General features: G+C 68.8%; 14 protein-coding genes and 1 CRISPR repeat array. Of the genes, 7 read left to right on the plus strand and 7 right to left on the minus strand.

The window, feature by feature from the left end:
• Window positions 1-424: 424 nt before the first annotated feature.
• Window positions 425-1,066, plus strand: a complete 642-nt coding sequence (locus ACFVYL_RS21060; RefSeq protein ID WP_389718268.1) for a DUF6461 domain-containing protein — start codon at window positions 425-427, stop codon at window positions 1,064-1,066.
• 65 nt (window positions 1,067-1,131) lie between these two features.
• Here the strand turns inward: ACFVYL_RS21060 and ACFVYL_RS21065 are convergent, their stop codons facing one another.
• From ACFVYL_RS21065 to ACFVYL_RS21075, 3 genes are all read right to left on the minus strand, one after another.
• Entirely contained in the window at window positions 1,132-1,602 is a 471-nt protein-coding gene (locus ACFVYL_RS21065; RefSeq protein WP_389718269.1) for a hypothetical protein, read from the minus strand.
• Window positions 1,603-1,925: 323 nt separating this feature from the next.
• Window positions 1,926-2,906 (minus strand): ATP-dependent DNA ligase, encoded by a 981-nt coding sequence (locus ACFVYL_RS21070; RefSeq protein ID WP_389718271.1) that lies wholly within the window; start codon window positions 2,904-2,906, stop codon window positions 1,926-1,928.
• A 126-nt stretch (window positions 2,907-3,032) separates the two neighbouring features.
• Window positions 3,033-3,515 carry a DUF4231 domain-containing protein gene (locus tag ACFVYL_RS21075; protein ID WP_389718632.1) on the minus strand — a complete coding sequence of 161 codons (483 nt, stop codon included), beginning with the start codon at window positions 3,513-3,515 and terminating at the stop codon, window positions 3,033-3,035.
• 60 nt (window positions 3,516-3,575) lie between these two features.
• Here ACFVYL_RS21075 and ACFVYL_RS21080 point away from each other — a divergent pair, with 60 nt between their 5' ends.
• The 4 genes from ACFVYL_RS21080 to ACFVYL_RS21095 all read left to right on the plus strand — a co-directional run bounded on the left by ACFVYL_RS21080 (window position 3,576) and on the right by ACFVYL_RS21095 (window position 6,899).
• Window positions 3,576-4,262 (plus strand): HNH endonuclease family protein, encoded by a 687-nt coding sequence (locus ACFVYL_RS21080; protein WP_389718272.1) that lies wholly within the window; start codon window positions 3,576-3,578, stop codon window positions 4,260-4,262.
• Window positions 4,263-4,298: 36 nt separating this feature from the next.
• Window positions 4,299-5,189, plus strand: a complete 891-nt coding sequence (locus ACFVYL_RS21085; RefSeq protein WP_389718274.1) for an oxidoreductase — start codon at window positions 4,299-4,301, stop codon at window positions 5,187-5,189.
• 35 nt (window positions 5,190-5,224) lie between these two features.
• Entirely contained in the window at window positions 5,225-5,833 is a 609-nt protein-coding gene (locus ACFVYL_RS21090) for a helix-turn-helix domain-containing protein (protein WP_389718633.1), read from the plus strand.
• A 553-nt stretch (window positions 5,834-6,386) separates the two neighbouring features.
• Complete coding sequence (locus tag ACFVYL_RS21095) at window positions 6,387-6,899, plus strand: hypothetical protein (RefSeq protein WP_389718276.1); 513 nt, start codon at window positions 6,387-6,389, stop codon at window positions 6,897-6,899.
• Here ACFVYL_RS21095 and ACFVYL_RS21100 read toward each other — a convergent pair.
• A complete protein-coding gene (locus tag ACFVYL_RS21100) occupies window positions 6,888-7,133 on the minus strand; it encodes a hypothetical protein (protein ID WP_389718278.1) in 246 nt (81 codons plus the stop codon). The genes ACFVYL_RS21095 and ACFVYL_RS21100 overlap by 12 nt on opposite strands.
• A 128-nt stretch (window positions 7,134-7,261) precedes the next feature.
• Here ACFVYL_RS21100 and ACFVYL_RS21105 point away from each other — a divergent pair, with 128 nt between their 5' ends.
• Window positions 7,262-8,665 carry a hypothetical protein gene (locus ACFVYL_RS21105; protein ID WP_389718280.1) on the plus strand — a complete coding sequence of 468 codons (1,404 nt, stop codon included), beginning with the start codon at window positions 7,262-7,264 and terminating at the stop codon, window positions 8,663-8,665.
• Window positions 8,666-8,710: 45 nt separating this feature from the next.
• On the opposite strand, the gene ACFVYL_RS21110 is transcribed toward ACFVYL_RS21105, so the two are convergent.
• Window positions 8,711-9,172: a hypothetical protein gene (locus tag ACFVYL_RS21110; protein ID WP_389718283.1), complete on the minus strand. Its 462-nt coding sequence runs from the start codon at window positions 9,170-9,172 to the stop codon at window positions 8,711-8,713.
• 290 nt (window positions 9,173-9,462) lie between these two features.
• On the opposite strand from ACFVYL_RS21110, the gene ACFVYL_RS21115 reads away from it, so the two are divergent.
• Entirely contained in the window at window positions 9,463-9,921 is a 459-nt protein-coding gene (locus tag ACFVYL_RS21115; RefSeq protein ID WP_389718285.1) for a hypothetical protein, read from the plus strand.
• Window positions 9,922-10,203: 282 nt separating this feature from the next.
• Here the strand turns inward: ACFVYL_RS21115 and ACFVYL_RS21120 are convergent, their stop codons facing one another.
• Together ACFVYL_RS21120 and ACFVYL_RS21125 are read right to left on the minus strand one after the other, a co-directional pair.
• Entirely contained in the window at window positions 10,204-10,752 is a 549-nt protein-coding gene (locus ACFVYL_RS21120; protein ID WP_389718286.1) for a hypothetical protein, read from the minus strand.
• A gap of 188 nt (window positions 10,753-10,940) precedes the next feature.
• A complete protein-coding gene (locus ACFVYL_RS21125) occupies window positions 10,941-11,237 on the minus strand; it encodes a hypothetical protein (protein WP_389718287.1) in 297 nt (98 codons plus the stop codon).
• Between the two features lie 39 nt (window positions 11,238-11,276).
• A CRISPR array of direct repeats spans window positions 11,277-13,498; the repeat unit is 29 nt; unit sequence GGGACCATCCCCGCGGGCGCGGGGAGCAC.
• The last annotated feature ends 331 nt before the right edge of the window (window positions 13,499-13,829 follow it).

The raw sequence follows: 13,829 nt of genomic DNA on the forward strand, positions 1-13,829 counted from the left end.
GTTCAGCCTTGGAGCCGCCGCACGGCTCTATAAGCGAGCGTTGAGACCAGTCGGCAGGTGAGTTCTGACTCAAGTGACGGGTGATGATTGGGAGTACCCGGGTGCTACTCAGCCTGCAGGACGAAGAACAGAAAGCACAAGAAGCGCGGTTTGGCAGGAGAAGTGCGGCCGCTCCGCCATGTCCGGCTGGATCAACTCCACTTCAATGGGCGGAGCGTTCAGCGGAGGCTTCTCAGGCAAGTACCGCCTGCTGGACAAGGATCCCTACTGGGTGGAATTCCCCCAGTTCGCGCACTGCGACGCAACCAAGGTGACCGTGGCCTGCACGGTTCCCAAGCCATAGGTTTGTGAACGCTGGTGGGGCCCGGTGCACAGCCACCGGGCCCCACCAGCCCCAGCCTCCGCCCGAAGAGAGAAAGTGGCCATGCCTGACAGCCTTGCGTGGATCGCCGATGCGTGGCGCGCCGCGAACATGAATGCCAGCGATCTGTACATCACCTGCGCCCGCGGCCTCAGCCCGCAGCAGCTGGCCGAGCGGATGGCCGATCACGAGCCGGTGGAGATCAAACCCGCTGCCACCCTCCAGGAAGCCTCCAGCATGGTCGACTTGGCCCAGGTTTACTGCGCGGGACGCATCGGCCAAGCCGGCGACTGGGCGTTCATCGTGGAGAGCGGAGGCAGCGAAGGCTGGGCCCTGGACCCGGCCGTCTCCCGGGATGCCGAGGTACTCATCTTCGATCCGCGCCCGGACGACCCGCCCTCCTTCTTCAGCTACCACGCCGACGGCGAGGTACAGCTGCACTTCGAGCTGGGCGCCGGTTACTCCCCCGCCGGAGCCCAGCCCGACCTGCTGCGCCCAGCCCTTGAGGCGGCCGGAGTCATCGCGCCACAGGACTCCATCGACGACATGCTCGGCCCCGACGAGGAACTGTCGACACAGGAGCAACAACGCCGGGCACTGACGGTTATCGGCGCGCACTTCGGACTGTCCCTGCCGCAGCAGACCATCGAGAGCGGACGCCTCCCCGCCGTCATCACCCGCACCGCGCCCCCGTCCTCCTGGTAGTAGTGCACGGTGGGCAAGTGTCCGGCGGGTCCATGAACCCGCTGGCCTCTTGCAGTTGCACCTGATCAAGTGCGCGGCGTCGCCTTGACCAGGCGTACGGGCTCACCGTCGAGCAGCACCTCGTCCAGCAGGGCATCGGTGATCCTGTCGTCCTCCCCCCGCGGGTAGTCCTTGGTGATGTCCAGGGTGAGATGGAAGTCGCGGAATGCCTTCCTGATACGGGCCGGGAGATCCGCGTAGTCCAGAGTCTCGGCAGGGTCAGCGGCGATCTGGACACGGGCCTCTCGGGGGGCATCCATCCCCGTCACCCGCACATCGAAGGCATGGGTGAGATCCGCCTCCTGCAGAGCCTTGCGGGCGGAGTCATGCAGTGCGACCGCACTCAGGTACTGCGTCACCTGGTCACGGCTGAAAGCCCGCCCGACGCTCAGCGCGATGGTCTTGGCGGGGACGCCGTTGCGGAACTCGCGCGTAATGGCGTCGATCAGCGCACGCTTCTCGCCCAGATAGTTCTTAAGCTCCACCTCAATGTCCATGCGGCACACGTTGCCAGCAGGGCTGAATTACGTCCACACTGAATTCAGTCTGGGCCTTGGTCGAAGGTCGTCGGCATGCATCTCCCCTCAGGCACGAACCCGAGCATCAGCTCACTTCAAGGGAGCCACACCCAACAGGATCCACCTCAGGGCAACCGCTAGCGGCTCGTTCCGGTCCCGACGGCCCGCCTGCCCTCTCCCCCGCACCACAATCCCCTCCTGTCACAGTGCAAACAGGAGACCGATCATGCCGGGCCAGCACGGGATCCGCTGGGGAAAATCCAGCCGCAGCTGCAATCCGCAAACGCATGCACCGCGTGCGGCTACGCCGGAGCGCCGCCGCCGTACAACGGCACCTCCGCCGGCAGGAGGTCGTCCCGGATACGCAGCAGCCGCACCGGGTGACGCCAGCGGCCCGCGACGTCCAGGGAGACATCGGCGGCGACCTCGGCGACCAGGAGCGGGTCGACCAGGCGCACCGCCAGCTTCTCCCTGCTGCCCCACCCGGCAGAAAAGGACCAGCCCTCCCAGGGATGCGGCCCGGACGGGGGCCTCAGCTGAGCAGCCAGCGCCCTGGCGGCAGGACGTGACAGGACGGTGCTCCGGCCGATGAACTGCAGCCGCCCCGCCGGGTCCAGGCGCCCCAGGAGCACCGTGGCCGGGGAGGTGGGGCTGCCGCTGACGGCGCCGATGACGGCCTCCGTGCTGTGCCGGGCCCGGTATTTACGCCAGGTCCGCTGGCCTGGCCGGTACCGCTCGTCCAGACGTTTGAAGCAGAGGCCCTCCATGCCCACGGCCGACCACGAAAGCCACTCCGTGGCCTGCTGCGGGTCGGTGGTCGACGGACACAGCGCGAAGGCTGGCCCCAGCGCGTGGTCGGCGAAGAGGCGTTCCAGGGCGGCCCGGCGCACGGTATACGGCTGGGAGGTCAGGTCCTCCCCTTGTCGCAGGAGGTCGAAGGCGACGAAGTGCGCCGGCCAGGCCATAGCGTTGCGGGTAGCCGCGGCCGCCGTGCGGTTCAGACGGCCCTGCAGGCGCTCGAAGGCCAGCCGGCCGTCCTCCCACACCACCAGCTCCCCATCGAGCGCAATGTCGCCGGGCAGCACCGCGGCGGCCGAAACGATCTCGGGGAACGCAGCCGTCATCAGGGTCCCGCGGCGCGAGCGCAGTACCACCCGACCATCGGCGTACCGCGCCAATAGTGCTCGGTAGCCATCCCACTTGGGCTCCGCGGCCCACCCGGGCGGCAACAGCGGATCGGGCACGGCGACGGCGAGCATGGGATCGGGCAACGTCCAGGACATGACCAAGCTCTTCCCCGCCAGGACAGAACGCGGGGCGGGTCACCCGATCAGCCGCCGCCGACCGCAGCGGCCGGGACGCATCCCTCTCCTGCGTCAGGGGAACACGCAGCGCCGTGCCCGGTTCGATCACGGCGCAGGCAATCCCAGTGCCGCAGCCTGGTCCGCAGGCTGGGCGAGTTGCTGCTCCCGGCGCCGCTGCTCACTGCGCAGCGTCTCCACCCGCTGAGTGAACTTGGCGAGCGCTTCGTCCTCCTGGTCCTCGGTGGAGTGGCTGTAGTCACCGATGCCGAGCAGCACGGCGTTGAGCTCCTCCTCGATGGCGTCCGCTGTCTGCCGCGGGAAGTAGCTGCGTTCGCGGTACTTGTAGTAGCCGGTGAAGGCGGACGCGAGGGTTACGCTGAACCCCAGGACGACGATGGACACGCTCTGCCAGGTCCACTCCTGCTGGCTCAGCGCGGCGATCGTCGTTACCGCGGTGGAACCCATCATGATCAGAGACTGAAGGCTGTTGTGGACCCGTCGATAGTGACGGCTTTGCCGTCCGTACTGGGCGACCACCTCGGCCGGCCGCCCGCCGAGACGTTTCCTCGGTATGACTGATCCCTCCATGCGGGTGATCACAGACCGCTTCGCCCACCCCCGCCAGCCCAGCAGGGCTATCACCGGTCCATGACCAAAACCATGCTGCGCGGCCTCATCGCTGCGCTTCTCGCCCTTCCCGCCCTCGCCGCGGCACCCGCCCCCTCCGCGCCGGCCGCACCCGAGCCGCACCGCTTGTCCCTGGCCAAGGCCATCGACAAGCTGCCGCGCGCCACGGAATCCCGCGAGGGCTATATCCGCACGAGCTTCAAGCACTGGGTGGACGCCGACCACGACAGCTGCAGCACCCGCGCCGAGGTCCTCATCGCTGAGTCCCGCACGAAGCCGACGGTCGAGGGCGCCTGCAAGGTCACCGGGGGGAGGTGGTACTCGTACTACGACGGGAAGACCCTCACCGAGCCACGCGCGCTGGACATCGACCATGTGGTGCCGCTCGCCGAGGCCTGGGACTCCGGCGCCTCGACATGGACGCCCAAGCACCGCCAGGACTACGCCAACGACCTCACCGCCGACCGCTCGCTGGTCGCGGTCACCGCCAAGAGCAACCGGGCCAAAGCCGATAAGGACCCCGCTCAGTGGCTGCCGCCGCTCGCGGACGCGCGCTGCACCTACGCAGCAGACTGGACCGCCACCAAACTCCGCTGGAGCCTGACCGCGAACAAAGCCGAAGTCACCGCCCTGGAGAAGCTCGCCGAAGAGTGCGGCCGGCAGGAGGTTGAGTACGTGAAGGCCCCGGCGGACACCACCGCGGCATAGATGGCGTCAGGTGGGCGGGCCACACCCCTCATAGCGGTGAACCCGCCCACCCTGGCACTGCGCCCACGCCGGATCGTCCAGCAGCTACTCCACATCCGGCAGGCGGGACCCGCGCTCGCCGCCGACCTCGAGCGGATCGCCTCCACCAACCTGCTGCGCCGCACCACCGCCACCGCCGTCGCGGTGTCCGCCGACTACGCACACGCCTTCGTCCGCCTCGCCGACGGCACCGAGCACACCGCGGTCGCCGCCATCATCGCCACCGGCGTCACCACCCTCTCCCCCGCCGATACCCCCTGGATCACCGCACCCGACGGCTTCTGGCCTGACCCGCTGTGGCGCACCGGTCCCGACCAGATGAGCGGCGTGACGTGGGTGCTCGGCGCGGACCGGCCGCTGGGCACCTGGCTGCGCGCCCACCCGACCGTCGCCCGCACCATCAGCGTCCTGTGCCCACCAGAGGACGACTACAAAGCCACCGAGATCGCCGAGGACCCGCGCGTGAACCTCGTGCGGTGCAGCGCCGTCACCATCACCCCTGCACCCACCAGCGGCTGGATCCTCGACGTCGACCACCGCGGCGGCGAGCAGCGGCAGTACATCGCCGGCACCGTCCTCGGAAACCTCGTCAACCGGCCCGCCGCCCTCGACGACCTCGCCCAGGCCACGGACGGCTACTGCCCGCCCGACGAGCAGCACCCACGGATCTGGACCGCCGGGGATCTGCGCTCAGCCCGCTTCCAGCGCATCGTCACTGCCCATGGGCTCCGGCGCCGAGGCCGCGCTCGCCCGCTACTACGACACGGCGCTCATCGGCGCCTGACACCGTGGGGACGAAGGTCTGCAATTCGTAGACTTCCTGCATGTCGCATCGAGGGCCCCGCGCGGTCGAGATCACGCTTTCAGACGATGAGCGCGCCGAGCTAGCTCGCTGGGCGAAGGCAGCGCTCCCGCGGGCGGCCATGCGGGCCCGAATCATCCTGGCCTGTGCCGACGGAGCGTCAAACGCCAGCGTAGCCGCGCATTTGGGTCACGCCACGACCACGGTGAGGATGTGGCGTTCCCGCTTCGCCGACCAGCGGATTCCCGGTCTGGTCGGCCGGGACGGCAACCTGATTCGGATTGAGGACGGGCGGGCGCCGCGATCTGCCTTGGTGTTGTCGGACTACGAGCGTGCGGTGCTCGGCAAGTGGGCTCGGGCTCAATCCACATCTTTGGCGTTGAGAGCAAAGATCGTGCTGGCGTGTGCCGAAATCGAGCCAGCGAGATGGGCACGGTCGGGCCATTCGGTGGCCCAGCACCTCAAGGTGAGCAGTAACACGGTGTCCAAGTGGCGAGCCCGGTTCGTCGCCGACCGGCTGGACGGGCTGACGGATCTTCCCCGAGGCGGCCGGAAGCGCACGGTCACCGACGAGCAGGTGGCCGAATTGGTACGGCTCACCCTGGAGACGAAGCCTGCGAACGCCGCCCGCTGGTCGACCCGCTCGATGGCCCGCAGGGCTGGGATGTCGCAGTCGACAGTGGCAAGGGTCTGGCGGGTGACGGGTCTCAAGCCGCATCATTCCGAGTAACCCCGCCCTTGCCGGAGCCATGCAGCAGGCCCTGCTCGACGTCGACCGGGACTTCCAGGACTGACAGACAGGTATTTCGCGGCGGTGCCCAGAATCAGCGACATCCGTGCGCTGCGGTTGGGCGCGTACAACGTCGCCGACCAGCTGGGCTCGATGCTCCCTGCCGGGCGCAGAACTGTGCCTGGCATCCGGCAGCCCCCTCAGCACCGTGCCAGCTGAGCGGAGACCTCGCGCAGCGCAGCGGTGGTGAGCGCAATGCCCCCGGCAATCGCTCCCGCGTTGTCGCGCAGCTCTTAGACGATATCGAGCTTCCGCTCCCGGCCCGCGCTCCTGTGTAGGACCTGGTTGAGCGCCCGCTGCACGGCAGTCCGGGCCCGAGTGGTCGCGGCGGCCGCCTGGTCCTCGACGCGGCGCAGCTCCTGGGCGAGCCCCGCACCGAGCTCGCGGCAGGCGTCAGCACGGGGTTCAGCGCGACCGGCCGCGCGCCGATACCCGGAAGGTGACCAACGAACGATGCCGATGCCCTGAGTTCAACTGTCCGCCCTGGTGCAGCATGCAAGCGGCGCCCGAGGACCACCCCGGCGCGGAGGGGACGGACGTGACCCAGGTGCTGCACATGGGCCCCATGGCCGGCCCGTCTCTGCCGCACCACAGCCTGGTGCGCAACGTCGGGTTCGAGATGAACCTCTACGCGTACACGCTGCCGGACGGCAGACCGGGCCGGCCCTTCGTCCGGCTCGCGGACAACGACGCCGAGGGTGACACCTTCGACACCCACAAGGTGCAGGAACTGGAGGCCTACCGGGACGCGCTCATCACGTCCCTGGCCGAACTGACGGGTTTCCTGCAGGAGATCCACGCCTGGGACTGGAAAGCGACCGATACCAGCCGGGCCTGGGACGAGCAGGCCCGGCGGCATCGACCCTGCCTGTCCAAGGCGAGCCGGGAGGGGCAGTGCGCCGCGTGTGACCCTGCTGGCAGCACGGTGGGCGAGCGACTGTGGATCGAGCTGCTGGGCTCCGCGGAGCCGTCAGGGCGCAAGGGCTGGCGCCCTTCAGGCTCCTGAGGGCGGGAACAGGTCCTCCCGCAGGCGTACGAACCGCACTGTGCGGTGCCGCGTCGTCCCCACCGCGACCTCGGTGGTGACGCGGTGGCGCCCGCCCGACAGCGGCTCTTCCAACGAGCCGGCGAGGGCTCGGCCCACCGAAGGGCGCTGGGTGGCGGGGAGTTGGCTGTTCTCGGTCTCCGTGCCGTCCGCCAGCCGGACCGTGACGTGCGTGGGCCGGGCGGCCGGGCCCACGATGTCTCAGCCAGCTGCGGTGAAGATCGCGTCATGTTCTCCACTGCGTGACGGTTTGCGATCAACAGTTCGGTAGATCTTGTAAGGATTCGGGGCAGCACACTCCAAGCCGAACCGAGGAGCACCCCGTGACAAAACCGTGGCTGGCTATGGCCTGCCGTGGCGCCCTGGCGGCCTTACTCACCGCCGCCGCCCTGCCCGCGGCAGCAGCCCCCGCCGGCGCTGACGACGCCCCCGCGCTGAGCGTGCAGACCCACGCAGTCCCCCTGGGCTCCCTCAAGCCCGCCCTTGAGGAACTGCGGCAGAAGGGGTCACTGGACAGGCAGGCACAGACCTCGCTCACCGCCGCCGAGACCGTGGGCCCCGCGGCAGCGTATGCACAACTCGAACAGGAACTCTCAGCCACACCCCGGCCTCCTGCACCGGCCCGGCCGCTGAACTCGCCGCGGGCCGCAGGAGACGCCACCTACCCCGAACCGCCACGCAAGATGTCGCTCGATGAATGCCGCAACGGCCTTGGCAGCAGCAAGAAGTTCTACGTCAAGTCCAGGTTCGCGGTGTGCACCGGCACCTCGTTCATCCAGACCTGGGTGCAGAACGGCCGTCCCAAGGGGGAAAGCTGGTTCAACCTGCGGATCGTGGGCACCGTCGCCAAGAACAGCCGGAAGATCGACTATAAGTTCCACTTCAGCGAGATGGGCAAGACCGGAGCCGTTCCCGCCGACGCCCTGAAGATCTCCGTGAAACCGGAAATCAAAACGAGCTGGCCCTCCCGCGCCCGCTACACCTACGGCGGGACCATGCCCGGCACGAAAACCTTCGCCGAGGCCAAGCGCCAGAAGTCCTTCACCCACACCGTCACCGCCAAAGCCGGCCAAGGCGACGCCCTCGACACGATCTTCGCCGTCTACGAGCCCATCGTCGGCGTCACACCACCCGCCCCATGGACGCTGAGCCCCCCGACGAGCACGAAGATGTTCCTGCTCGCCCCCCGGTGGGACGCAGCCAAGTACCTGGCGAACTCCACCGGCTCCGGCAATCCCGACAAGGCCGGAGCCGCCACGTTCAGCTACATCGTCCCGATGATCTACCACACCAGGGACGGGGCGGTAGAGCAGCAAGTCGCCAAGCACATCAAGAAGGCCTTCACCGACCCCGAAAACACCAACCCCTACATGTCGGCGAAGAAGGTCCCCGGGCAGATACCCAGCGCGCCCCTGCACCGGACACGGCACAAGGACCGCAGCGATGCCAACGGCAAAGCCGCCATCAAGCAGTGCAAGAGGTACTGGGGCGACAACTACTCACAGGGCGGCACACGAGAGTGCGACGAGTACCCCTTCAGGTCCACCCTGGAAGGCGCCGCCGAACACGACTTCGACCCGGACGCCAAGAAGTTCAACTTCTCGGTCAAGCCCGTAAAAGCTGCTGACAACGGGAAGGCCGGGCTACTGCTGAAGAGCTTCTACGCGAAGAACAGAATGCTCGCCGACACCGAGGACGACGCCTTCCTCGTCAAGATCACGAACTGACGGATGCCGGGGCGGCCACTGCGAACGGCCGCCCCGGCCCCCGCATCAGCCGGCGGGAAAGAACTGCACCAGATACCGCTCGACCCCGACCACAGGCAACTCGGACTCCCGCAGCGCAGCCACCGCAGCACGCCCCGCACTGTGTACACGAACCCGCCACGGGCCCTTCCGCCCAAGCTCAACCAGATCGTCGGTACGCCCCAACGCAGGCGTCCACACAGCGACATCGCCACTCAGCGACTCAAACCCCGCCTCACCCTGCGCATCCCACGCCGAGCCGTCCTCCGCGGGCGGGGTCTCGCCCCACACCTGCACCGTCACCGCCGCAGTATGCGTGTTACCGGCACTGCACACATCCACTCGGCCAGGAAACGCATTCACAAACACATCCGAATTGAACGCATCCGGAAACTCGACCGGAAGCTCCGCATCCCAAGACTCCACAAACGCGAACGCGTAAGAGTCCACAAACACATCAAGCCGCTGCTCCTGCACCAGCCCAGCCACGAAGGTCACTCCCACCCGACACCCGAATCATCCGGACAACAACGACGATCCTATCGACGCGCCCCCACCCACACCGACGACCTCGGCGCCCCGGCCGGCCGCGAACCACTCCGGCCCGAGAGCTTCGCGCTGCGTGGGCTACTCCTCGATCAGCCGCCGCAAGGCCCGCCTCGCCTCGTCCACACCCACCCGCACCCGCCACACCCCGGCCCGCGTCGCCGGGCCCCGGACAGCTGCCAATCCCCACGAAACGTTCACGCTGCAGGCGCTCACGCAGCGCACTGCCTCGCATGAGCGAACTCGCCATCGACACCGGCGACGGCGGCCGGATCATCGACCTGCGCCGGGAACCCGACGCCGCCGACCCGTCCTGCGGGACGCCGGCGCCCCGAGGCGGAGCAGATGGCCGCGAAGGCGGTCGCGCCTCCTTCACCCTCCGGGCCCGGGAGCGTGCACCACTGGCTCAACACCCCTTCGTCGGTCAGGCGCCGCGCGAGCGCGGGCATGTCGGCCGTCATCTGGGCGAAGGTCTTCTTGCGGGCATCCTCGACGAGGAAGCCCGCTTCCTGAACTACCAGGTGCCCCATATAGCTCACGCCGTTGCCGTTCTCGGCTGCCAACTCCGGAATGAGGTGCTCCGCGACGCGGCGCCGCTCAGCGGACTGCCCGGCGCTGCGGAACTCCGCCACCCCGGCCAGATGAGCAGCATGCCGGGCAAAAGGCTCGGCTTCTCTTCCGTGTATGGCTGAGTGAAGCAGCCAAGGATTCCGAGAGCGCGGTCATCCGTGGTGGGACCCGGTGTGTCCAGGGCTTAGGGTTCTACGCGGACGACGACCATGCCCATCACTTGGGTGATGTGATCACTTGAGTAAATGTGGGTGCCCGTGACCGCCGCCTTCCGGGAGGTCGGCCGCGTGAGCCCGTGTCCGCAACGACTGACACCGGGGTGCGCGGGCAGGGCGCGTCCTGAGTTCCAGCTCAGGGATCCTTTCGGTTTTCACGCCTGGAGGCCTAGGGAACCGCGCTGCTCATCACCGCAACGTGACCGACCAGCGCACGAGGCAGTCCACCACGATCAGGCCGGGGCCTGGCAGCTGGAAGGTGCCGCGGAAGGGGCCGCTGCTGCGGTGGAGTTCCTCTTCGCCCTCGCCGCTAGGTGATCGGTGCTTGATGTAGACGTACCCGTCGTCCACGTCCAGCTTCGCGGTGCCGCGCCCGCCCGTGTACTGCAGGACGTCTGGGTGGCGGCCTTCGGCATTCTTCATCAACGTCGACAGCGAGTCGGACGCGCGAAACCCGAGTCTCCAGCGGGGGAACGAGCCAACCTTCGACTTGTCGACAGCGAGATGGGTGTACTCCCTGGGCACGAGGGCCCGTGCACGGTGTCTGCTGCCGGTGTTGTGCGTCAGCAGCATGTCTCCCTTCTCGAGTTGCTCGGGCGTATCGATCACTCCGTATACATAGAGGCTCGAGAGGATCCCGCTCTTCATCTCCACCACCGTGGCCAAGCCACTAGGGGCATGACTGACAGGAACCTTGCCATTCCCCAGCCCCGAGTGAGGCAGACGTATCTTCTCCATGCCGAGCAGTTTGCCAGCTCTGATCTCCGTTTATGTGATCTTCTTGGGCTGCGGTGAAGGCGGGGGGTGTGTTCAACTGCGCCTGTCAATACGTCATGTGTCGCATTGACCTACCCCTGCCAGCCGGAGCGCGGCCCACGGCGCGGAGCGGCCGGTGGAGTTCAGTGAAGGCTCGGGCGTCCATGACCTCAAGCTCCGTGCGGCTCACCCAGAGCCTGCGGGCCGCCCTGGGCCGACAGCATCGTGCGCTTCACCCCAAGCTCGCATCGCCGCTTGAGCTTCCCCAGCGCGCGTCTGTGACCACGGTCCACACCACCCGATCCAAGAAACAATGCCCGCGCGGCGGGCGCCGCGTCGGGACCCGCCTCGTCGCCCGCGGCCTGTGCCATGTCGACGGCTTCGCGCTCGCGACCGTTGTTCGACCACTGATAAGCGAGACTGCCCGCCAGGTTCCCCACCAGTGTCAGATCATCGGCCTGCCGCACCGAGCCCTAGCTGATAGGCGTGCTCCGCGTCGTCGAGGCGGCCCCATCCCCGCGGGCGCGGGGAGCACTCCATCAAGGGATGCGGCGCTTCGCCAACGTCGGGACCATCCCCGCGGGCGCGGGGAGCACCCGGGCAGCACCGTTGCCCCGCTGTTCGTCATGGGACCATCCCCGCGGGCGCGGGGAGCACGTAGCCGTCGGCGATGAACTGGAGGACGGTGCGGGACCATCCCCGCGGGCGCGGGGAGCACATCCTGCGGCCGAACTGGAAGGAGTCCAACTTGGGACCATCCCCGCGGGCGCGGGGAGCACGGCGTGGTGGGCGGGGTGCCGTACACCGTGGCGGGACCATCCCCGCGGGCGCGGGGAGCACAAACCCCGCCCCTGGAGCTGAAAGGCAACCGTGGGACCATCCCCGCGGGCGCGGGAAGCACGTCCAGGTCCACGGCTCGGGGTCGGCGGCGGGACCATCCCCGCGGGCGCGGGGAGCACGGCGCAGTCGGCTGGGGAACCGGGAGGGTCGGGGGACCATCCCCGCGGGCGCGGGGAGCACAGACGCTGGAACCTGGCATAAGCGGGATAGCCGGGACCATCCCCGCGGGCGCGGGGAGCACACAGCCCCGAAGCATCCGTTGACGACGTGACAGGGACCATCCCCGCGGGCGCGGGGAGCACTCCAGGCCATACGGGACCTGAACACGGACGATGGGACCATCCCCGCCGGCGCGGGGAGCACCTCAGCTTCCAACCGGCTCCGGAATTGGTCCTGGGACCATCCCCGCGGGCGCGGGGAGCACTGGGGCGTCGGATGGCGCCTGGCTCGTTCCGGGGGACCATCCCCGCGGGCGCGGGGAGCACCCGTGTGCGCAGGGCACGTTGCATGACTGGGTGGGACCATCCCCGCGGGCGCGGGGAGCACACTCCGGCCAACCCGCACCCGGCGCCGCCGGCGGGACCATCCCCGCGGGCGCGGGGAGCACACTCCGGCCAACCCGCACCCGGCGCCGCCGGCGGGACCATCCCCGCGGGCGCGGGGAGCACTAGTCATCGGCAAGCCGGAACACAATGTTCGTGGGACCATCCCCGCGGGCGCGGGGAGCACTTCGTTGGCCTCGACGTCACCGTCCTCAAGGAGGGACCATCCCCGCGGGCGCGGGGAGCACTTCGTTGGCCTCGACGTCACCGTCCTCAAGGAGGGACCATCCCCGCGGGCGCGGGGAGCACAACACCGCGATGACCGTGCTGCCGCCCGAGGTGGGACCATCCCCGCGGGCGCGGGGAGCACTGGCTGCCGGTGGGCGCTGAGATGGTGACGTTCGGACCATCCCCGCGGGCGCGTGGAGCACGGGGGACCGATGAACCGCATCGTCATAGACCAGGGACCATCCCCGCGGGCGCGGGGAGCACACCTGGTCGTGCAGCGCCTTCGACGGCCGGGTGGGACCATCCCCGCGGGCGCGGGGAGCACGTGGTGCCCGTACGGCACCGGCACCGGCGCCTGGGACCATCCCCGCGGGCGCGGGGAGCACGGCATGCTGGTCTTCGAGGACCCGCCGATGCGGGGACCATCCCCGCGGGCGCGGGGAGCACGTGATCGGCGCCGGAGTCATCGCGCTCATCGTGGGACCATCCCCGCGGGCGCGGGGAGCACTGGTTTCCGGCACCCATCCCAGAAGGCTGCTGGGGACCATCCCCGCGGGCGCGGGGAGCACGGGCCTCCTCGCGAGCGGGCGACTTGTTGCCCGGGACCATCCCCGCGGGCGCGGGGAGCACGCGAGACACGGCCTGCCCGCAGGTGCGGCACGGGGACCATCCCCGCGGGCGCGGGGAGCACTTCGCGGACAGCCTCCGGTAGGCCCACGGCGCAGGACCATCCCCGCGGGCGCAGGGAGCACAAGAGGGCGGAGCGGCGTGCAGCCTCACGCCGGGGACCATCCCCGCGGGCGCGGGGAGCACGACGCTACGCGTCGCTAGACATACCGAACTCCGGGACCATCCCCGCGGGCGCGGGGAGCACGAGGCGACTCACTGAGCAACCGCAATCGTGAGGGGACCATCCCCGCGGGCGCGGGGAGCACCCTCAGGTATCGCACGGACGACGATCGATCGCGGGACCATCCCCGCGGGCGCGGGGAGCACGATGTACGCGCCTGGCCGGGAGACGGATCTGCGGGACCATCCCCGCGGGCGCGGGGAGCACAGAAATACCGGAGGTGTAAACGATCCGGTTGAGGGACCATCCCCGCGGGCGCGGGGAGCACACTCCGTGGCCTGCGGATTTGTGGCTGCCGGGAGCTGGTTTCGAGCAGTTTCGCTGATTCGAACATAAGGGTCATAAGGTTGCTTGGGTGGTGGATACCCGTTCATCGAGTGTTCGCGATACCGGATGGTGCGTAGTGCTGTGAGCTGGTGCCCGCATTTTCCTTGATCTGTTCGTACAGAAGTGCGCTTTCTCCATTTCGCTGCCTTGGCTTCAGGTTTGGCTGTATGTCTCTGCCATGACCGTTGAGAGGGAGTCGTCCTATACGGGGCTAGGGGGCCGGCTTGTGGGGCCGGTGCGTTCTGTGTGGGCCAAGCACGATCGGGACACCG

Origin of the sequence: Streptomyces sp. NPDC058308 (genome assembly GCF_042880275.1) — a bacterium.
GTDB lineage: Bacteria > Actinomycetota > Actinomycetes > Streptomycetales > Streptomycetaceae > Streptomyces.